The organism is Cellvibrio zantedeschiae, from assembly GCF_014652535.1.
GTDB lineage: Bacteria > Pseudomonadota > Gammaproteobacteria > Pseudomonadales > Cellvibrionaceae > Cellvibrio > Cellvibrio zantedeschiae.
The window spans coordinates 479,661-501,073 of sequence record NZ_BMYZ01000001.1 but is presented as its reverse complement, the minus strand read 5'-3'; the positions used below and the strand labels follow the sequence as shown (position 1 = coordinate 501,073).

The following is a 21,413-nucleotide window of genomic DNA, read 5'->3' as shown; positions in this document are numbered from 1 at the left end:
AATTACAGCTTACGCAAAGTCAGGTAATACGATAATGCCTGCTCAGGCGATCCATCAGCATACGCACCAAGGGCCAAATCAATGCGCTGGAAAATGCCGGGGCTAAAAACAGCAAACCCGATAGCGGGCGCCCCGCCATACTTTGCACCCAATTACCCGGCAGCTGTGCCAAACCGACCAACACAAAAATCCAGCAGGCCTCTTTCCAAATCGCAAAATTGCGCACGCGCTGATAAGACAAAATACAAATATAAGAAACTATCACCAGCGACAAACTGTGCTGGCCAAAAGGCACGCCTTCCAGCAAATCCTGATAGAGGCCCACAAAACACAAGAAGAATAAGCTGATGGTGAGCGGAAATACCGAGATCCAAAAGATAGCAACCAAAAGCACAAACTCAGGTCGCCACCAGCGCCAATCCAGAGGCAAAGGGTATACCGCCAAGACTAGCGCCACTATAAAACTGGTTATGATCACCAGATAAGAGTTCCAGTGATGGGGAATCATCAATGCGCCGCCGCAGAGGATGCAGAAGAGGAAACTGACGAGGAGGATACACCTTGATCAAGCTGGGTATGGGTGTCAAATACCAAAAGCACATGGCGGCTGCGGTCGAGACGCGCCATAGGGCGGGCGATAACCCGGGCAAATGCCTGGCCCGAATTGCGTACCACTTGCTCGACCTCAGCTACCGGATAACCAACTGGAAAACGCTCGCCCAGACCTGAGCTAACTAGCACGTCACCCTCGCGGATATCGGCGTTGATGGACACATGACGCAGGCTCAAACGATTCAAGTCGCCAGTGCCTTCAGCAATAGCACGCACACCATTGCGATTCACTTGCACGGGAATAGCGTGGGTAGAGTCTGAAATCAACAACACACGGCTGGTGTTTTCGTCCACATCAACCACCTGCCCCATTAACCCGAAGGCATCCAATACTGGCTGGCCTTCATACACGCCTTCGCGGCTACCGCGGTTAATTACCACCACGTGGCTAAGGGGATTGGGGGAAACACCCATTAACTCTGCAATCAATACTTTGTCCTGCAGCATGTCTTTACCGTTGAGCAGCTGGCGTAAACGCACATTTTCTGCAGCCAGTGCGGCCATCTGTTGCTGTTTGCGCTGATAAATCAGCACCTCAGTGCGCAAGCGCTCGTTTTCAGCACGCAAATCTTTTTCGGAGGCAAAAGTCCCAGCGCCCCAGTCACCAATACGGCGCGGGATATCTGTAACTTGATAGAAAGGAACCGCAAGGAAGTTCAGTTGCTGGCGAGCCTGCTTAAGCCAGGGCGTATAAATTCCCGCCAGAATGAGCGCCATGGTGACAGCAATCAATACCACGACTCGCATGGTGAGCGATGTACTGTTAGAAAATAGGGGCTTGATGGCAGTATCTCCTGTAAAAGCAAAACGCTGGCAATGCCAGCGCTTCAGTCTGAATCAGGAATCTTACGACGACAAGAGGTCGATGCGTTTGTCGTTCATTTCCATGGCCATACCGCCACCACGGGCAACACAGGTCAATGGATCTTCAGCGACAATAAAGGGCAAACCCGTTTCGTGTGACAAGAGGCGGTCGATATCACGCAACAAAGCGCCACCACCGGTCAAAACCACACCGCTTTCGGCGATATCAGAAGCCAGTTCTGGTGGAGATTGCTCCAAAGCGCTTTTAACGGCCTGAACGATACCAGCCAATGGCTCTTGCAGGGCTTCGAGGATTTCGTCTGAACTTAAGGTGAAACTGCGCGGTACACCTTCTGCGAGGTTGCGACCACGTACGTCGATTTCGCGGATTTCACTGCCGGCGAATGCACAGCCGATTTCTTGCTTGATACGCTCAGCGGTTGCATCGCCGATCACGCTACCGTAGTTACGGCGCACGTAGTTAACGATAGATTCGTCGAAACGGTCACCACCGATACGAACAGAGTCTGAGTAAACCACGCCATTCAAGGAGATCACGGCGATTTCAGTGGTGCCGCCACCAATATCCACCACCATAGAACCGCTTGCTTCGGCTACTTTCAAGCCTGCGCCGATTGCAGCAGCCATTGGCTCTTCAATCAAACGTACTTCACGTGCACCGGCGCCGATTGCCGATTCACGGATCGCACGTTTTTCAACTTCAGTAGAGAGGCAAGGAACGCTAATAAGAACGCGGGGGCTTGGGTTAAACCAGCTGTTTTCGTGGACTTTTTTGATGAAGTGCTGAAGCATTTTTTCAGTCACCTGGAAATCTGCAATCACGCCGTCCTTAAGTGGACGAATGGCCGTGATGTTGCCCGGGGTACGGCCCAGCATACGCTTGGCCTCAATGCCTACCGCTTCAACGGTTTTACGGCCATCGTGGTGACGAATCGCTACTACGGAAGGTTCATTGAGAACTATACCGCGGCCACGCACATAGATCAGGGTGTTGGCGGTGCCGAGGTCGATGGAGAGATCGTTTGAGAAAGCTCCACGCAAGGATTTGATAAACATGAAGATGCGGCCTTATTAATCTGGGGATTAGCAACTATTAATCTGAAACAGCAGCTATGGCTGGTAAAGTGCGGCAGTATAAGGGAAATTTGTTCGTAAGTCGGCCTCTTTTTGCGCACTTTTTGCAAACTTTTTTGCAAAAGCACAGGCATCTTTTCACAGAAGCGAAAACGAGCAAACTATATAGAGTGAATAGCAAACAAGCGGGTTTGAGGAATTTAACCTGAAGCTATGGGTTTAGCGCATATCCGTCCAGACGGATTCGGCCATCCATTCATCAATTTGCGCCAAAGCCATGGGCCGACCTATGTGGTAACCCTGGGCTTCGTCGCATCCCATGGAGGATAAACGATCAATCAAGGCGGCGTTTTCCACCCCCTCAGCAACGACTTTTAAACTCAAACTGTGCGCCAGGTGAATGGTAGACTCTACGATCAATTCATCCTGCTTATCTTCCAGCATATTGCGGATAAACGAGTAGTCAATTTTGAGCGTTTGCACCGGCAATTTTTTCAGATAAGCGAGCGACGAATAGCCCGTTCCAAAATCGTCGATAGAAAGTTGAGCACCCAAATCGTGTAATTGCTGCAGCACACGTAGCGCGCGGGACGGATCGCTCATGATTGAGCTTTCAGTAATTTCCAACTCCAAAGAACTCGCAGGCAAACCATATTTTTGCAACAAGGTGCGCACGAGTTTCGGCATATTTTCGTCGAGCAAATTACGCGCAGATAAATTCACTGCAACACTGACATTCAAACCTTGCGAATGCCACAAGCAACATTGCGAAATACTTTTTTCCAATACCCACGCAGTGAGTGGATGAATCAAGCTTGTGACTTCGGCAATGGGAATAAAATCATTGGGCGGCACAAAACCTAATTCAGGATGATTCCATCGCAGCAAAGCTTCAAAACCGTAAAATGTTTTGCTGTCTAATTTCACTTTTGGTTGGTAATACAAACACAATTGATCTTCACGAATTGCGCGCCCTAATTCGCTCATCATTGCCAAACGCTTGGGCGAGTGCGGATCAATTTCAGGTTTGTAAACTGCAATGCCGGACATTTGTTCTTTAGCGTGATACATGGCCACGTCAGCGTAACGCATTAATTCATTAACGTCTGACGCTTGCGTTGGCGCCAATGCAATACCAATACTTGCGCTAATTTCTGCGCAGAACACTTCAAGATCAAACTCCAAACGCAACGCATCCAAAATGCAATGTGCAAATACAACAGCGTGCTGTTGGTTGCGAATACTTGGTAAAAATATTGCGAACTCATCACCACCCATGCGGGCAACTGTGCCGTGAATTTCATTCATTTCAGATTTAATTCGGGGCCCAATAAGTTGCAACAAACGGTCGCCTACCTGATGCCCGAGGGTATCGTTAATTTCTTTAAAACGATCCAAATCTATAAACAACAGAGCGCCCTGGGCTTCATCTTCACGGGCGTAAAAACGCTCAATTTCCTGGTAAATATTGGCGCGATTGGGTAAACCTGTTAGCGAATCATGCAGGGAAATATGCTCCAAACGCTGCTCATAACGCTTGCGTACAGAAACATCTTTTGTTGTGCCCCACACACGGGTCAGCCGATTATTTTCAATCACACCAACGCATGAAATTTGGAAATAGTAGCGGCGACCTTTGCTGTCTTCACGAATAATATCGTGATCCACCATTTGATATTTATTTTTCACAAAATATTGCAAGTCGAACACATAGCGCGTTGATCCGCTTTCGCGCAAACCTTGGCCAATGAGATCTTGCAATGAATTCGCACCCAGCATAGTCACCAATACTTTATTGCCCTGCGACAGACAGGCGCGGTCTGCCATAAGGTCAACTTGCATTTCAATAGGATGATCTAGTGAGATTGGCGGAACCATGTCGTAACACCAAATGGCTTCGCTACTGTTGGCGATAAAGGCTTTATAACTGGCTTCACTTTCTTGCAATTCACGCTGTTGCTTTAACAAAATCTCAAGCGCATTTTCTTCACGCGTTCGATCTTGCAATTGAATTAGCACACGCTCCAACTCACCAAAACGATTTCTAATGGGAAGCAAGCTAGCCCGCAGGCTAATTTTTTTCCCCGTGTGATTAAATTTTTTGGCGGCGAAGGATTTAACTATGGTATCCAGCGAATAAGTTAAATCCACGCTCAGCGTTTCACCAGCGCGAAAAACATTTTGCAGGAGTTGGGATATCTCAGAATCAGCCAGGAGCTGCTTATCACGCAACAGATTGTAGCGACCAACAGCAGCACTGATTTTGCGGGGATTAAGATCAAATAATTTTTCAAACGCGGCATTAGCTTGCAAAAGCACGCCTTTGGCATCGGTCATTAAACTCGCAACTGGATTCTCAGCAAATAAGGTGCGCAATAAACTGCTACTGGTTTCCACACCGGGATTGGCTAACCAATGGGTGCTAGGTACAGCTACACCTTCGTACTGACGATCTTTATTGGGCGTAAGCCGACCAATAAAACGCACGCGATACTCACCTACTTCGCTTGGAAATTTCACTTCGCAAGCGCGCACGCCCCGGTCACAATCCACGGGGTCAGAATTGAACATTTGCAGAAATATGTATTTATCGGCTGAACTCAGGTTGTCCAGAAGGCCCGACAAATCATTAAACGGGAACTGGTAACCAGGGAATACCAATGGGAATTCTTTGGAAAAATGTAAGTCAGCTGAGCCTACATCGAACCGCCACGCAGCTACATCTGGCGCTAAAAGCGCATATTCCAAGCTGAGAGGATTGAGCTCCTCAAGATTGGCAGAATGGGGTTGCTGATAATTCATAGGCGACAACTAGACTCATAAATGAAATGTACCATTGCTGAGTCTAGTCAAAGAAACTGATTTAGCCGTAAGAATTTGTTGCTATGGGAAGTGTCACAAACAAAACTTTTAATGCCACGAATGTCGCATTTATCAACAACTCACCCGAACATTAATAATGTGGGGGGCGCTCGTTGGTGATTTCTTCGCCACCGTCTTGTTGCGCAAGGGATAGCTCGTCAATACGCTTGGCCAAGAGGCGCATTTGGTGTTGCAGCTGAAGGATATCCGCATCTTGCTTGGTAATAACCTGGTTTAACTGTTGGATAGTGTCTTCCTGATAAGCAATGCGGGTTTGTAATTCGATCAATTCGTCCGCGAAATCATTCATTGTGATTCTCCAAAACAGCGTAAGCCGCATCAATTAGTTTAACGGCACGCTCGTCAATCAAAATATTTTGCCCCATACGCGATGTGACATAACCAAAACCTAATTGATAATCAGGATCAGCAAAACCCACGCACCCACCTGCTCCCGGATGACCAAAAGCACGAGTACCGCGCCCATACCGACAATCGGGCCGATCTGCTTGCGACAACATAAAGCCGCAACTAAATCGTAACGGCAAACCTAGAACTTGATCATTGTTGAAGGTTTGTTCTTGAGAGCACAGCGATAAAATATTCGCGGGTAGCAGTTGATTGTTTGCCAGGGCGCCGTAAATAGCCGCAATCGCTTGCGCATTTGCGTGGGCATTTGCCGCAGGAATTTGCGCCTGACGCCAAGCTTGGGTATTAGTTGCGGTCATTAAACTGATGGGATTGCAAAAGGCGCGATTGGTCACTCCGCGAGGATCAGCTTTCATCAACTTACCCAATGCCACACTGTCGGCACCGTTACTTTCGGTAGTGGCACCATTCCGTTTTAAGGGGCCGGTATCTGCAATCAAATTCAACGCGGAATCTGGCACGCCGAAGTGACAGTTCATATTCAAAGGTACGGCAACATTTGCCTGGAAATAATCATTAAAGCTTGGGTAACCGCTTACCCGGCGAACCAACTCGCCTAAAATCCAACCATACATAAAGGGCGAATAGCCCTGCCCGCTTGCAGGTCCCCACCAGGGCGTTTCGCTGGCAGCAGCGGTGGCCATAGCAGCCCAGTCAAATATTTGGTTATCGGCAATATGTTGATGAAAAGCGGATAGGCCACTGCGATGAGAAAGCACATCCCCTACAGTGATGGCAGCTTTATCGCCTTGGGCGAATTCGGGCCAATAACGTGCAACGGGAGAATCTACATCCAGATTGCCTTGCGCAACTAATTGCAAAACACAAAGCGCGACAAAGCCTTTACCCGCCGAGAAAATATTAACGATGGTATTTTCATCCCAAGGTTGATTGGCAATGCCCGCTAAACGATTAGTGCGCTCACCCGCCCAAATATTCACCACACATTCGCCAGCGTGATAGAGCGCTATACCTGCACCCTGCTCGCCCTCATTAAAATTGGCTGCAAATGCATCCACCACCGGCTGCCATTTGGGTAACCATGTACCCTTAATATTTATATCGTCACTATTCATCAGGTACTCATCATTCATCGGACACTTAATTGCCGGCATTCTACCAGCTATACAAAGCGAATGAGCTTTAACGATCTGGTAAGATTGCGACACTGAAAGAGGACTCCCCATGAGCAAAGACAAAAATTCACGCCTGGTTTACTCCACCGAAACGGGCCGCATAAAAGAAGAAAAACCCGCCGCCCAAATTCCCGCTGGCGACGGCATAGTGCGAATTCGACGCGAAACTGCAGGCCGCAATGGTAAAGGTGTTACAACTATTACCGGCATTCCCGTCGACGAAAATGAATTGAAAAATATCGCCAAAGCACTTAAGCAAACCTGTGGTGTGGGTGGCTCGGTAAAAGATGGCGTCATTGAAATCCAGGGAGACCAACGCGAAAAAATAAAAGCGGATTTAGAAAAGCGCGGGTTTACCGTAAAACTCGCGGGTGGCTAATTATGGAAAACGGTCAACCTGATTCAAGTATTTTGCTTGAGCTCGCCAACACCAAAATGCCCTTTGGAAAATATGCCGGGCGAGTGTTAATGGATTTACCGGAACCTTATTTAGTATGGTTTTATCAACAAGGTTTCCCCAAAGGAAAACTTGGCGAGCAATTACAGTTTTTGTATGAAATAAAACTAAACGGATTGGAAGGCCTACTAAAACCTCTGCGGGATAAAAATTAATTTTTTTGATACAAAAATAAAAAACCCCGGCTTTGGGCCGGGGAATGAGTTGGCTAACAACTTTGGAGTAAAGCACGAACAACAAAACTATTTTAACGCCAGGCAAGCATTAGAACTTGCCGCGCAAACCTAACATAATCTGACGGCCAGGACGGTTTAATGAAGCCGCGCGATTTTCGTAACCGTTGTATGAATATTCCTCTTCATCCAACAAATTAAGAATTTCAAAGGTTACTGTCATATCCTTATCCCACGCACTGAAATTCAAGCTACTAGCGAAATCCAGATAACCGGCAGAATTACGATATTGCACTTCTGGCGAGGTTGATCCGCAATTGACATTACACTCCACATAATCACCGCGATAGTTGTATGAGAAACGTAAGTCATAGCGATCAGTTTCGTAATAAACCACAGCGTTGTAATTGTCTTCTGCCAAACCAGTGATAACTGATTTACCCGAATCCAAACGTGTGTAGTTAAGACTTAGACCGAGCCCCTGCATAATCATGTCGAGATGTTGTTGATACAACAATTCAATACCTCTGAGATAAGTTACCGAATCCAGGTTTACTGGCGTATTGAACAACAACACTGTATCCAAACCTTGTGGCAATAATGCTTTGAAAGTCGGGTCGGTAATGGTATCCAAAGGAATGGCTGCATTTCTAAATGCTTTGGGAACATTTTGTCTTTGTACAAAACCGGTAATTTCTTTGTAAAAAGCATTACCACCTAATACCGCACCTTTTTCGAAATACCATTCGAGACCAAGATCAACCTGATTTGAGAGATAGGGATCCAAATCCGGGTTGCCCTGAGTCACCACACCTGCAGTAGACAAACTCGTAAAAGGTTGTATGTCTGCGGGGCTTGGACGTGTCAGCGCTTTTGAAACCGACAAACGACCCAATACTTTTTCACTGATGTCGTAAGAAAGATTTAAGGATGGCAACACTTCTGCATAATCACCGCTAATTGTATTTTGTCCGAAATTGGCAGGACGCAACCCGAACAAATTGGTTGCTGCAGGCGGTGTGCTCGGGGTGCGGATAAAACCAATCAGATCTTGATCAGTTTTTACGTAACGGACACCCGCATTGATACGAAGCTCGCGCGCAAATACATCAAGCGCATAATTAGCTTCAAGATAAGCAGATAAGTTTTCTTCCTCAAAGCTACCGGAGTTTTGATAATCCAGATTGGCGGCATTATCCAACGTGGAATAATCAATCAACTTACCAAAGGCTTTTAAATCTGCGACAGCCCAGCTGTTGTAACCAATATCATCATCTATATCTTTTCCGTAATGATCTATAGGTACAGGAATCGCATAGCCTGACAAATTAAATAAATTAATATCATTGGGGCCGTTGTAACCGTATGGTTTCAAAAAATCACCCTGGTTAGTACCAATACTGCTGCTGAAACTTAAACGCTCGCGCGAGAATTTATTGTACAAACCACCCACGCGAATATTTTTAGCGTCATCGCCCCAGGTTAAATCCAACGAAAAGTTATCGTTGGTTTCTGCGCGCGTTCTCGGTTGAACACGAACGGCGTTGAGCGCCCAGTTGGCATTATTAGCAAGGTCGATGGATGGTGTAATAGTTGGAATACGATCATCTAAATCGAGTGTTACTGTGCCCGGTTTCGAGAGCAATAAATAAGTTGTCATTCTCCAGCGGAAATCAGAATCTGCTCGCGAAACTTTAGCTTGAAGATTAATGCTATCGGTAATATCCCAATTCGCACCCAACTCTAGATGTTTGAAATCAGATTCTTGTTGGAAGACCCGGTTTTCACTCCAGAATTTTGCGCCTGACAATGTACCTTGGGTCAAGGTATTGTTGGAATCAATGGCAAAATTGGACGGGGTTAAATAACCAAAACCCGTTGCATTATCGGTACCGGCACCAGTATTTCGCACTAAAAGATTATTGGTGTATCGATCAAAATCTGCGTCGAGCTTTGCATAAATAGCATCAAGGTTAAAGCTCAGGGTGTCGGATGGTTTCCATTCGAACGACAGGGTACTACCAATACGATCACGCGTGCCTTCCTGACTTTCCGGGCGCGGCAAACGCGGCAATTGAGTATTAGCTAACTTCGCATTGCTTAAGCCTGATTCATTAATAAAACCAGGTGCCGTGGTGGTAGGGTTACTCGCCACTACGCTGGGAAGCTTCCAATCAAAACCTTTTGCATAACCTGTTGCGGGCGCATTAGCTGCAACCAATCCAGATGTCCAACCTTGCGCTGACCAACCGTCGGTACGGAATGATCTTTTTGATGTTGTAACACTGAGTAATGCACCAAAGGTATCACCCCAGGTATTACTCACCGAAAAACTCAAGCGCGGATCAAATTTTTCGGAAGTCGACTGATAGGCTTCCTGAATTTGATAAGTGGCATTGAAACCGGGGCGATCAAAAGGACGTGCTGTGCGTAAATTAATTGTTCCCGATAAACCGCCCTCCACCAAGCTGGCGTTTGGAGTTTTTGATACGGCTAATTGGCTAAACAATTCAGAAGGCAGCAAATCAAAATCGAATTCACGGTTGCGCGACTGCGCATCCACACTACCCTCTGATGCAGCTGAAACTGGCATGCCATCCAGCAACACGCGCGCAAAGCTCGGCCCTAAACCACGCAGGGAAATCTGTTGTCCTTCACCGTTAGTCCGCGAAACTTGCACGCCGGGAACGCGTTGCAATGCCTCTGCAAGATTATTGTCTGGCAACTTGCCCACATCGTCAGCGGTAATCGAATCCACCATGGTGGTGGATTTACGTTTCAGGTCCAGGGATTTTTCAAGGCTTTCAGAATAACTGCCCGTGACAATAACTTCGTCCACATCATCGGGGGCACTTGCTTGCGCCACCGTAGCAGAAATCATCAATGAAAATAAAACAGATGGTCTAAAGGAGTGCTTTCTCATGAGTGAATCCTCATTGGTTATTTTTAAAGTTCAAGAGGTAAGAAAAGGAATAATAGATCCATGCCTATCTTGTATACAAGGGTACAAGATGTCAACTATTAGTTAAGCCCATGAACAAAATTTAAAAAACCGGTGGGATTTTTGAAGAGTGCCGCACAAAAAACTTAACAAAGTCATTTAATCTTCATATGCATTAGACGATGTTAGAAGGATAACGAATAACTCAAATCAGCCATCAAACACTAAAAACCAATATGTGGGATTTTGGAAAAACAACGCGGAAAAGTATCAGGAAGAATTCAACAAATAATTTAAAAAAATCGAGGGGGTAGCGGCATCATCGATCCTTCGATGAAGATTTTCATTCATGCTTGACTTGCAAGTATTGATTCGGAGTGACGCCAAAAATTCGTTTAAACATCGCCGAAAAAGCACTCGGGCTGGCGTAACCCAGTGCATGAGAAATGCGTGCAATAGATTCGCCGCGACCAAGCCTGCAAATTGCATCGGCAATTTGTACTTGCTGTACCCATTGGCGATATTTCAATCCGGTTTCTTTTGGAAATAATCGGATGAGTGTTCGTGCACTGGCACCGGCAGCATCCGCCAATTCTTCAATGGTGCGATTCACTCCGGGAGAATTCATGATTAAGTGACACACAGTTTGCAAGCGACGATCTTGCGGCCAGGGAATCTCAACGGCATGCGTTGCCGCGCGATTAATTTCCATCAATATGAGTGCCGTTAAATGCTCCCCACGGCCAGGCATGGGGTACTCCGCCGGCTCTTCGATTAAACCCAAAATCAATTCACGCAATAAACCCGACACAGAAATTGCGCGGCACTCTTGCCCCAAGGCAAGGGGCGCATCCGGGCTGACATAGAGCGTGCGCATTTCTAGATCGCTCATCATAAAGGAATGATGTTCAACGTTCGCCGGAACCCACAGCGCACGTTGCGATGGAATCGTCCACACACTATTCGGCGTGAGCACGCGCATCACCCCTTCAACGGCATACAAAAGCTGGGCGCGCGGATGGGTATGCGGTGGAATCTCCTCGCCATTTGCATAATGCCCTGCCCATGCCACGATTGGGCGAGGTACGGTTTGCAATTCTTCTGGGCTTCGAATGCTGGCAATAGTCATAAGACCTCTTTACTTGTCACTTATTCGATAGTTTATGTCATTTCTGCTTTTTCAGGCACTTTTATACTGAGCGCTTTATTTACAGCAAGGCGCAGCCTCTATGACCAAGATGGAACCCCTCCCTAACACCCAGCAACCTGCGTTCGATAGCACCAAACTAATTCTCCCCGTAGTTGGAGCGGTGAGTTTTGTGCATTTGCTTAACGACCTGATCCAGGCGGTACTGCCGTCCATTTACCCCATGCTAAAAGCAGACTACAACCTGAGCTTTACACAGGTGGGTTTGATTACTTTGGTGTTCCAGCTCACAGCCTCGGTGTTACAGCCTGCTATTGGTTTTTATACGGATAAACACCCTAAACCTTATCTCTTGCCTATAGGCATGGTGTTTACATTGATAGGTTTGATCATGCTGGCCGTTGCAGATTCTTATGCGGCATTACTGCTTGCGTCAGCCTTTGTAGGTTTGGGCTCATCGACCTTCCACCCCGAAGCCTCTCGCGTAGCACGCATGGCATCGGGTGGGCGTTTTGGATTTGCTCAGTCCTCTTTTCAAGTAGGAGGCAACAGCGGTTCGGCTATAGGCCCGCTGTTGGCGGCAGCGATCATTATTCCTCGCGGTCAAAGCAGTATCGGGTGGTTTACCCTATTTGCTGTACTGGGAATTATTGTCTTATTCAATGTTAGTCGCTGGGTTGTTCGCAGCCACGCCGCCCTGAGAGCTAAAGGCGCTGTTGCTACACATTCGTTATCGCGTAACAAAGTAGCCACCGCCATCGCGATCCTGGGGTTACTCATCTTTTCCAAATTCGTTTATATGACCTGCCTCAGCAATTACTACACATTTTATTTGATGGAACATTTCGGCCAGTCAGTAGCCGGATCCCAACTGTTTTTGTTTATATTCCTGGCCGCCGTTGCTGTGGGCACTTTCGCTGGCGGTCCTCTGGGCGACAAGATTGGTCGTAAGTTGGTGATATGGGTTTCCATCCTCGGTGCAGCTCCTTTTACCCTGCTATTGCCTTACTGCAATTTATTTTGGACATGCGTGGTTAGCGTGTGCATTGGCTTAATCCTATCCTCAGCTTTCTCCGCGATAGTGGTGTTTGCACAGGAATTGGTGCCGGGAAAAGTAGGTTTAATTTCCGGATTATTTTTTGGTTTAAGCTTCGGTTTAAGTGGCATCTCCGCCGCCGCCCTGGGTGCGTTGGCGGATGCAACGGATATTATTTTTGTCTTTAAATGCTGCTCCTTCCTGCCGTTGATAGGAATAATCACTGTGTTTTTGCCGAAGGTTGAATACGCAAAACATTAAATCTCACTCATACATTTCCATCTCGATTTAATCCTCTTAACAACAGGAATAAATTGAGGTGGGGCTGGCCTGCTTCTTGCTCAATTCCTCTCATATTGTTTTGACCGACGTTTTTCTGACAGAGAGGCCTTCTACCATGGATTCACAAACCTTTATTCAATTAACAGACACTTCGCTCAAAATCGGGCTGGGCGCGTTGATTGCAGCGCTTGTTGCCTGGCTTATTCTCTGGCGCAGCGCCAATCAAAACAGCGGGCCGCGAGAGAATCGCCGCTTGCAAATTCTGGAAGAAGTCTCCGGGCAAGTAGGCACTGTCACCCACATCTTCGCCAAATATTCGTCACTGGTGGTGGAGTCAATTCAATTTGGTGACCGCTGGCCGACAGCACGCCGTCAAGAGTTAGACATAGTTAATACCGAACTGGTCAATGAGTTTCGTAAGCTTGCCGATGCAGAAGCGAAACTCTTGATGCTCGGCGAAAAAAATCTGGAGCGAAGCCTGCGCTTGTATGGCGCCAAAATTGCCGTATTCCGCAAACAAGTTTATGTATGCCGTAAAGATATTAGCCACGAGCAAATCACTACCTTGAAGATGGGCGTGAACCAGGTGCGTGAAGCTTTTTACGATATGTTGAGCCGCAAATACGATCGCTTACTCGCTACAAATTAATTTACTGCGTTTTAGCTTGAGAATAACCCGTGCATTGTTTTACTCTGCACGGGTTATTTTTTTGTAGAGCCTTTTTTTGTGCGCAGCATTCTCAACCATAAAGCCCTCGCCTTTGCGACCCTGATCATCTGGCTTCTTGCCAGCTGGAGCGGCGCACACGGCCACATGTGCTTTGATGGTCAAGAACCACCGATGACTGTTCATATTCATACACTAGGTGAACATGCTGATCACGATAGCAGCCAAAATCATTTGGATGCAGATGTAGACATAGGCCAACTTGCACCGGCTAAACCCATCAAGATTGATTTACCTATACTGCTCCTGGCTGCATTTTTGTTAGCTGCATTTTTTACCGCACCCGCAAAATTTGTTGTTAGTTACTTCCGTACAATTCCCCACCGCTTGAATGGCTTGCGTCCTCCGCTACGCGCGCCACCTGTTCTGCCAGCCTGATATTCAAATTTTTCGAATTTTAATTTGAACCTGAAATTATCCGTATCAACGGGTGATTTTGCTGGAGCATTTCATGAGAACTTTTCCTCCGCTAATAGCGCTAGGCGCCATTACGTTTTTTATTTTAGCTACACCTGTCTATGCGCAAAACTCCTTGCGATTACAGCAGGTTATTCAATCGACTTTACAAAACAATCCGCAACTTGCCGGGTATGAGTTTCAATTAAAAGCCTTACGAGGTGAACAACAAACAGCAGCCTTAAAACCTGGCCTGCATCTATCTGCTCAATTTGAAAATATCGCAGGCAGCGGCAGTTTCAAAGCTGCAGATGCAGCCGAACTCACTTTGTCACTGTCATCTATTATTGAACTGGGTGGAAAAAGTGACGCACGCCTTGGTGTTGTCACTGCAAGGCAACAGCAGCTTGCATCTACCCAACGGGTTTTGACGTTGGATGTGCTTACGCAAGCCACCCAACAATTTATTACACTCGCCGCGACACAAGAAGAGCTAAAACTTTTGCAGCAAAGACTTAACGCTGCACAAGAAAATACAAAATCACTCAGCAAACAATGGGACGCTGGGCGCACGCCTGAAGCAGACGTGTTACGCGCAAAAGCCTCCGTGGTACGCGCCACAATTGAGCTAGAAAAAAAGCGTCAACAAATGGATAGTGAACGCGTAAAACTCAGCGCTTTTTGGATGAAACCGCAAATCACTTTTGCTCAACCTAAATTTACAGAAGTGGAAGCTAATTTATTTTTGCTGCCACAATCAGCACCCCTCGATACCTTACTTGCCAAATTAGAAAGCAATCCTGACCTTGCAGTATTAAGCGATCAAATCCAATTACGCACTGCAGAACTGCGACAAGCACAAACGGAACGCTCAGCCAATCTAACCTGGAACGCGGGCGTTCGCCGTTTACAAATAAGTGATGATTCTGCCTTGGTAGTAGGCATGAGCATGCCCTTAGGCTCAGCAAGCCGGGCAACAGGAGCGCTTACAACCGCGCGCGCAAATCAAGCCGGTGCCGAACTCGAGCACGATGCAACCCGTACGAAATTGCAAGCGCATTTAATTCATTTACACGGCGCTTACGAGCAAGCATTGGCAGAAGTGAATAGCCTGCGCGCGGATGCTATCCCTCTCCTATCGCAAGCCATGCGCACAACGCAAAATGGATTTAACCAGGGCCGTTATAGCTATTTAGAACTCAATCTTGCCCAGCGCGAATTGCTGGAAATGCAATTGGAATTAATTAATGCCGCCGCTCGTGCTCATTTACTGGCAAGCGAAATAGAACGCATTACTGGCACAGCACTCAATGCTACGCCTTCATCGAATTTGGACGCGAGGACGCAGCCATGAAATTATTATTTGAAAAAATATTCACATCAAAATATCGCATTAGCAGCAAAATTTTCGCATTGATAATTTTCGCAAGTATTTCCGCCTGCTCCGAAAAACACAATGATCATGCAGGGCATGGGAGTGAAGGACATGGAAGTGCCGAGCATGAAAGTGGCGGGCAGACCGACATTGTAAAAGGTCCGCACAAGGGTCGTCTGTTAAGCGATGGTGATTTTTCGGTAGAGCTCGCTATTTTTGAACGCGGTGTGCCACCCGAATATCGTGCGTGGGCGACTGATGATGGCGATGCTATAGCGCCTAAAGATTGGCAATTGAGTGTGGAGCTAAGTCGCCTGAGTGCTACACCCACAGCAGCCAAATCCAACAAATTGACTTTTTTACCACAAGATGATTTTTTACGCGGACAAGGCGAGGTTCAAGAGCCTCACTCGTTTGACGTTTCAGTTACTGCAACTTACAAAAACAAAAAGCACCAATGGAAATTTTCTTCTTACGAAGGTCGCGTTCAATTAAGCGCAGCACTCGCAAAAGAATCTGGCGTTACCACTGCAATTGCTACAGCAGGAAATTTGAAACAAACTATTAAACTTTACGGACAAGCCTTGCCCGATCCTGTGCGGGTGAGCCACATACAAGCGCGCTATCCCGGCGTTATACGCGCAGTGAAAGCTACGATTGGCGATAAGGTAAAGGTAGGCGATGTGCTCGCCAGCGTGGAGTCTAACGAGAGCTTACGCCAATACAACATTACCGCGCCGATTAGCGGAACCATTATTGAACGCCACGCTAACCCCGATGAATTCACCGGTGAAAAAATTTTATTTACCTTGGTGGACTATTCGCAATTGGAAGCGCACCTACACGCGTTTCCGGCGCAAACCAATAAACTTAAAGCCGGTCAAAGTGTTTTACTAGAAGGTGAAGGTCGCAGCGCGCTTAGCAATATAGAATCGCTTACTTCGCATGAAGACGGCGCCTCCACACTTATCGCCCATATACCTTTACCTAATCATGAAAACGATTGGGTGCCTAACCAAAGTTTGGAGGGAACCATCACGCTCGCCGAAATTCCTGTTGCACTGAGAATAGATAATCGTGCATTGCAAAACTTTCGCGACTGGCAAGTTGTGTTTGTTCAAGTGGGTGACACTTACGAAATTCGTCCGCTTGAATTGGGCCAAACCGATGGAGAATTTACCGAGGTTATTAACGGTTTAAATCCTGGCGATCACTACGTGGTTGACAATAGTTATTTGCTCAAGGCCGACTTGGAAAAGTCTGGCGCTTCGCATGATCATTAATCAGGAGCCCTTTATGATTTTTTGGAGAGCATCATGGTTTTTCGGAGAGCATCATGATTGAGTTTTTATTGCGATTTTCCATCGCCCGGCGCCGATTAATTTTAGGTATTGTTTTCGGCTTTATAATTTTGGGTTGCTGGAGTTACCGCCAATTACCCATTGATGCAGTGCCCGACATCACCAATGTACAGGTGCAAATCAACACCGAAGCGCCGGGTTATTCGCCACTGGAAATTGAACAGCGTATTACCTGGCCAGTGGAAACTGCACTCTCAGGCCTTCCGCATTTATCCTACACACGTTCTCTGTCGCGCTACGGCTTATCGCAAGTAACTTTAGTATTTGACGATGGCACAGATATTTATTTTGCGCGCAACTTAATTAACGAACGTATAGCTACCATTAAAAGCAAATTACCTTCAGGGATTGAACCCACCATGGGGCCAATTGCAACCGGGCTTGGTGAGATTTTTATGTACACGGTCACCGCCAAACCAGATGCAAAACAAGCGGACGGTAGCGCCTATGACGCAACTGCGCTGCGCGAAATTCAGGATTGGATCATTCGGCCGCAACTTGTGTTGGTAAAAGGCGTCACCGAAATTAATAGCATTGGCGGTTACAGCAAGCAGTACCATGTTACGCCCGACCCAACGAAACTCTTAGCCTATGAATTGAGCATGGAGAAAATTCGTAGCGCACTTGAAGGTAATAATCAAAATCGCGGCGCAGGTTATATAGAATCTCGCGGTCAACAATGGCTTATTCGCACTGCAGGGCAACTCGAAAGCATTAGCGATATTGAACAACTTGTTATTGGCAGTTACAAAGGCGTTTTCATTCGCATAAAGGATGTTGCGCAAGTTGCGATTGGCAAAGAACTTCGTACAGGCGCAGCCACACAAAACGGACAGGAAACTGTGCTCGGTACGGCTATGATGTTGATGGGCCAAAATTCGCGCATTGTTTCGCGCGACCTGGCAATCGCGCTGGAAAAAGTAAACCAATCGCTGCCAGAAGGAGTCGTTGCTGCCGCGGTGTATAACCGTACTACCTTGGTGGACAAAACTATCGCCACCGTTCAAAAAAATCTGCTGGAAGGTGCACTGCTAGTCATAGTAGTGCTATTCGCTCTACTCGGTAATTTGCGCGCGGCATTAATTACTGCCGCAATAATTCCTATCACCATGCTCATGACAATGAGCGGCATGCTGCAACTGGGAGTGTCGGCAAATTTAATGAGTTTGGGCGCGCTGGATTTTGGTTTAATTGTCGATGGCGCGGTGATTATTGTAGAAAATACTATTCGACGTTTAGCAGAAGCGCAGCGTTTTCACGGTGGGCAGTTGCCACTAAAAGAACGTTTGGAACTGGCGTACAGTGCTACCAACGAAGTAATTCGCCCCAGCTTATTTGGGGTTGGGATTATCACACTTGTTTACTTGCCCATTTTTACGCTTACGGGTGTAGAAGGAAAAATGTTTCACCCCATGGCAGTTACGGTTGTTGTTGCGTTAGTGGCCGCATTAATTTTATCTGTTACTTTTATCCCGGCAGCTATTGCATTGGTTATGAATGGAAAAGTTGCCGAGCATGAAAATGCAATTATGCTTGCCGCAAAAAATGCTTATCGTCCACTATTAGAGGGTGCACTCAAACTTCGCTGGTGGTTGGTGTCTAGTGCTGCTTTTTTGGTTATTGCAAGCTCGTGGTTAGCAACAACATTAGGTTCAGAATTTATTCCAAAATTAGATGAAGGCGATATTGCGTTACACGCCTTGCGAATTCCTGGCACCAGTTTAGAACAAGCTGTGGGTATGCAAAAAATTCTGGAGGCACGCATCAAACAATTTCCAGAAGTCGATAAAGTATTTGCTAAGCTCGGCACGGCGGAGGTCGCTACTGACCCCATGCCGCCAAGCGTGGCCGACAACTTTGTTATCATGAAGCCGCGCGATCAATGGCCTGACCCAAGCCGCAGCAAAGCCGATTTTCTTGAAGACCTGGAAGCTGCCGTAAAGACAATTCCTGGCAACAATTATGAGTTTACACAACCGATTGAAATGCGTTTTAACGAACTTATTTCCGGCGTGCGTTCAGACTTGGGGATTAAAGTTGTAGGCGACAATCTCGACCAAATGTTCAAATCCGCCAGTGAAATTAGCGAACTTTTAGAAACTATTCCTGGTGCTGCTGATGTCCGCGTGGAGCAAGTTACTGGCCTGCCCATGTTGACAGTCATTCCCAAACGCACGGAATTGGCAAGTTATGGCTTAACGATTGCTGAGGTGCAAGATGTCATATCCACTGCGCTAGCCGGTGAATCTGCAGGTTTAGTTTTTGAAGGTGACCGACGTTTTGAACTGGTTGTCCGTTTACCAGAAAACTTACGGGTAAATCCAGGCACTCTTGAAGGTCTTTTAATTCCAATTAGTAAAGCACCCGGCTTTGTACCTTTGTCGCAAGTTGCGCAATTAACTTTTACCACTGCGCCAAATCAAATCAGCCGTGAGAATGGAAAACGTTTGGTAATAGTGACTGCCAACGTACGCGACCGTGATTTAGGAAGTTTTGTAAAAGAAGTGCAAAATAAAATTGCTAGCGAAATCAAATTGCCCCCCGGCTACTGGCTAAATTATGGTGGTACTTTTCAGCAACTTGAATCGGCCAGCAAACGCTTAAGCTTGATTGTGCCCATCACACTTATTATGGTGATTGCATTATTAATCATGGCGTTCGGTTCAGTGAAGGATGCACTAATTATTTTCACCGGCGTCCCCCTTGCACTCACCGGTGGTGTCTTGGCACTCTGGTTGCGCGATATGCCGCTCTCCATTTCCGCTGGCATCGGATTTATCGCACTTTCAGGTATCGCTGTACTAAACGGATTAGTCATGCTTTCATTTATCCGCAATTCGTATTTGGAAAATGGACAGTTAATTCCAGCGATTATTGAAGGCGCCGTAACTCGATTACGCCCCGTGTTAATGACGGCATTGGTAGCAAGTTTAGGATTTGTACCCATGGCATTAAATACGGGAATTGGTGCTGAGGTACAAAGGCCTTTAGCAACGGTTGTCATAGGTGGAATTATTTCTTCCACTTTGTTAACGCTGGTGATGTTGCCTGCGCTTTATCGAATTGTGCATGGCAAACGCTGATAAATAAGTTGCGCATTAAGATATAGGAGAGAGAATGAGTATTTTGTGCTTCACATCCGTGATCGAAATAAACAAGATCAATCCTTATATATTGGTGAGCGCTGAACAAGCCAGCTTTTTAAAAGAAAGCTGGCGCAAGCCCATGCCGGTGTGCGTTCGTATTAATGGAAAACCTAAAACGCCTTGGCGAATTAATATGATGCCAATCGGCGATGGAAGCTTTTATCTCTATTTACACGGCGAAGTTCGCAAAGCATCAGATACAAAAGTAGGCGATAGTGTCAGAGTAGAAATAGAATTTGATAAGGATTACAAGGGTGGCCCTACCCATCCTATGCCAAGTTATTTGCATAAGGCGTTAAAAGAAAATCCTCGTGCACAAGAAGGTTGGGATGCCCTGCCTCCCAGCAGGCAAAAAGAAATACTTCGTTATTTTGCTGGTTTGAAATCACAAGAAGCTAAAGACCGCAACCTGAGCCAAGCTTTACATGTGCTCGGCGGCGGAAAAGGGCGTTATATGGCGAGAGACTGGAATTAAAAATTGCGTGTTACTTAAGGGATATTTGCTAGAAAGAGTTTTGATAATACTTGCACCCTAAACCCGCTAGCCACACAACACTTTTTTGGATTCAGCCTTCCATGGCTATCTCAATCGCGATAACCCGCAATTTTTGTAAAACACTTTTAAAATTGGCTCAATGTAAAGTTCAACTTCCTATTTGTTCGCACACTGGGTATCTGAGCACTTTTCATCTGGAGAGTTGCAACACGTTTTATTAACAGATTTGGATTTATACACAAAATAGCCAATAACAAGACCAAACAATGGAAGAACACACACAATAAGCTCCAGGATATTTTGTGTCATTCCTACCCCCAGTAAACCAATACCGAATACACCTGTAACAAGCGCATACAATGGAATGGCGCAACAGCCTACGCAGGCCAAGGCTACCATGCCTGCAAACCATTTCGACGGACTCAATTTCATAACAATCTCCTAAAAGTTATTTACCACTACAAGAAGCTTCAGGATAAAATCTGTAGTAACTACAGATGCAAGCTCTTTTACGGATTTTGATTATGCTTGGAATTGGTGAATTGTCGCGCTCAACCGGATGCCCTATAGAAACCATCCGCTATTATGAAAAACTACAACTATTACACGCGCCTCTTCGAACTGATGGCGGGCATCGTTTGTACAATCGCAATCATCAAAAACGCCTGGAATTTATTTTGAAAGCGCGCGGGCTTGGTTTCACACTGGAGAAAACGCGTGAATTGCTAAGCCTTTCGGAAAATAACGAGCGCTCCTGCAGCGAAGCCTTGGCTCTGGTGCAAAATAATTTGACTGCAGTGAATGAAAAGTTGGCCGAACTGGAGCGAATTAAAGCTTCACTCCTGGAGATGGCTAAAAGTTGCAAGTCTTGCTGTCCGGGAGCTAAAGCGCCGGATTGCACCATTGTCGATGCACTCTCAACTACTGAACCACAGTAA

19 protein-coding genes are annotated in these 21,413 nt (G+C 46.5%); 10 read left to right on the top strand and 9 right to left on the bottom strand.

Going from position 1 to position 21,413, the window contains the following annotated elements:
* Positions 1–19: 19 nt before the first annotated feature.
* The 6 genes from mreD to IE104_RS02220 form a co-directional block, all read right to left on the bottom strand.
* Positions 20–508 (bottom strand): rod shape-determining protein MreD, encoded by a 489-nt coding sequence (mreD, locus tag IE104_RS02245; RefSeq protein ID WP_189415680.1) that lies wholly within the window; start codon positions 506–508, stop codon positions 20–22.
* On the bottom strand, positions 508–1,395 hold the full coding sequence (mreC, locus tag IE104_RS02240) for a rod shape-determining protein MreC (RefSeq protein ID WP_268247518.1): 888 nt from the start codon (positions 1,393–1,395) through the stop codon (positions 508–510). Before mreC ends, mreD begins: the two co-directional genes overlap by 1 nt.
* Before the next feature lie 63 nt (positions 1,396–1,458).
* Positions 1,459–2,493 (bottom strand): rod shape-determining protein, encoded by a 1,035-nt coding sequence (locus IE104_RS02235; protein WP_189415676.1) that lies wholly within the window; start codon positions 2,491–2,493, stop codon positions 1,459–1,461.
* A gap of 237 nt (positions 2,494–2,730) precedes the next feature.
* Positions 2,731–5,313: a sensor domain-containing protein gene (locus IE104_RS02230; protein WP_189415675.1), complete on the bottom strand. Its 2,583-nt coding sequence runs from the start codon at positions 5,311–5,313 to the stop codon at positions 2,731–2,733.
* A 151-nt stretch (positions 5,314–5,464) separates the two neighbouring features.
* Entirely contained in the window at positions 5,465–5,683 is a 219-nt protein-coding gene (locus tag IE104_RS02225) for a SlyX family protein (RefSeq protein ID WP_189415673.1), read from the bottom strand.
* The gene (locus IE104_RS02220; RefSeq protein WP_229837577.1) at positions 5,676–6,878 is read right to left on the bottom strand and encodes a serine hydrolase domain-containing protein; all 1,203 of its coding nucleotides are present in this window, start codon (positions 6,876–6,878) and stop codon (positions 5,676–5,678) included. Before IE104_RS02220 ends, IE104_RS02225 begins: the two co-directional genes overlap by 8 nt.
* A 109-nt stretch (positions 6,879–6,987) precedes the next feature.
* On the opposite strand from IE104_RS02220, the gene yciH reads away from it, so the two are divergent.
* Together yciH and IE104_RS02210 are read left to right on the top strand one after the other, a co-directional pair.
* On the top strand, positions 6,988–7,317 hold the full coding sequence (gene yciH, locus IE104_RS02215; protein ID WP_189415669.1) for a stress response translation initiation inhibitor YciH: 330 nt from the start codon (positions 6,988–6,990) through the stop codon (positions 7,315–7,317).
* Positions 7,318–7,319: 2 nt separating this feature from the next.
* Positions 7,320–7,550, top strand: coding sequence for a DUF3820 family protein (locus IE104_RS02210; RefSeq protein ID WP_189415667.1), 231 nt, complete (start codon positions 7,320–7,322; stop codon positions 7,548–7,550).
* 109 nt (positions 7,551–7,659) lie between these two features.
* On the opposite strand, the gene IE104_RS02205 is transcribed toward IE104_RS02210, so the two are convergent.
* Both IE104_RS02205 and IE104_RS02200 read right to left on the bottom strand, forming a co-directional pair.
* Positions 7,660–10,491 carry a TonB-dependent receptor gene (locus tag IE104_RS02205; protein WP_189415665.1) on the bottom strand — a complete coding sequence of 944 codons (2,832 nt, stop codon included), beginning with the start codon at positions 10,489–10,491 and terminating at the stop codon, positions 7,660–7,662.
* Between the two features lie 361 nt (positions 10,492–10,852).
* Entirely contained in the window at positions 10,853–11,638 is a 786-nt protein-coding gene (locus IE104_RS02200) for an AraC family transcriptional regulator (protein ID WP_189415663.1), read from the bottom strand.
* Between the two features lie 100 nt (positions 11,639–11,738).
* On the opposite strand from IE104_RS02200, the gene IE104_RS02195 reads away from it, so the two are divergent.
* From IE104_RS02195 to IE104_RS02165, 7 genes are all read left to right on the top strand, one after another.
* The gene (locus IE104_RS02195) at positions 11,739–12,953 is read left to right on the top strand and encodes an MFS transporter (protein WP_189415661.1); all 1,215 of its coding nucleotides are present in this window, start codon (positions 11,739–11,741) and stop codon (positions 12,951–12,953) included.
* A 136-nt stretch (positions 12,954–13,089) separates the two neighbouring features.
* Positions 13,090–13,623, top strand: coding sequence for an energy transducer TonB (locus IE104_RS02190; RefSeq protein WP_189415659.1), 534 nt, complete (start codon positions 13,090–13,092; stop codon positions 13,621–13,623).
* A 78-nt stretch (positions 13,624–13,701) separates the two neighbouring features.
* The gene (locus tag IE104_RS02185) at positions 13,702–14,079 is read left to right on the top strand and encodes a hypothetical protein (RefSeq protein WP_189415658.1); all 378 of its coding nucleotides are present in this window, start codon (positions 13,702–13,704) and stop codon (positions 14,077–14,079) included.
* A 73-nt stretch (positions 14,080–14,152) separates the two neighbouring features.
* Positions 14,153–15,451 (top strand): TolC family protein, encoded by a 1,299-nt coding sequence (locus IE104_RS02180; protein WP_189415656.1) that lies wholly within the window; start codon positions 14,153–14,155, stop codon positions 15,449–15,451.
* Positions 15,448–16,755: an efflux RND transporter periplasmic adaptor subunit gene (locus IE104_RS02175; RefSeq protein WP_189415654.1), complete on the top strand. Its 1,308-nt coding sequence runs from the start codon at positions 15,448–15,450 to the stop codon at positions 16,753–16,755. Before IE104_RS02180 ends, IE104_RS02175 begins: the two co-directional genes overlap by 4 nt.
* A gap of 53 nt (positions 16,756–16,808) precedes the next feature.
* Positions 16,809–19,916 (top strand): efflux RND transporter permease subunit, encoded by a 3,108-nt coding sequence (locus IE104_RS02170; protein ID WP_189415651.1) that lies wholly within the window; start codon positions 16,809–16,811, stop codon positions 19,914–19,916.
* Between the two features lie 34 nt (positions 19,917–19,950).
* Complete coding sequence (locus IE104_RS02165) at positions 19,951–20,454, top strand: YdeI/OmpD-associated family protein (RefSeq protein ID WP_189415649.1); 504 nt, start codon at positions 19,951–19,953, stop codon at positions 20,452–20,454.
* 177 nt (positions 20,455–20,631) lie between these two features.
* Here IE104_RS02165 and IE104_RS02160 read toward each other — a convergent pair whose 3' ends face one another.
* Positions 20,632–20,907 (bottom strand): hypothetical protein, encoded by a 276-nt coding sequence (locus IE104_RS02160; RefSeq protein WP_189415647.1) that lies wholly within the window; start codon positions 20,905–20,907, stop codon positions 20,632–20,634.
* Between the two features lie 92 nt (positions 20,908–20,999).
* On the opposite strand from IE104_RS02160, the gene IE104_RS02155 reads away from it, so the two are divergent.
* Positions 21,000–21,413 (top strand): MerR family transcriptional regulator, encoded by a 414-nt coding sequence (locus tag IE104_RS02155; protein ID WP_189415645.1) that lies wholly within the window; start codon positions 21,000–21,002, stop codon positions 21,411–21,413.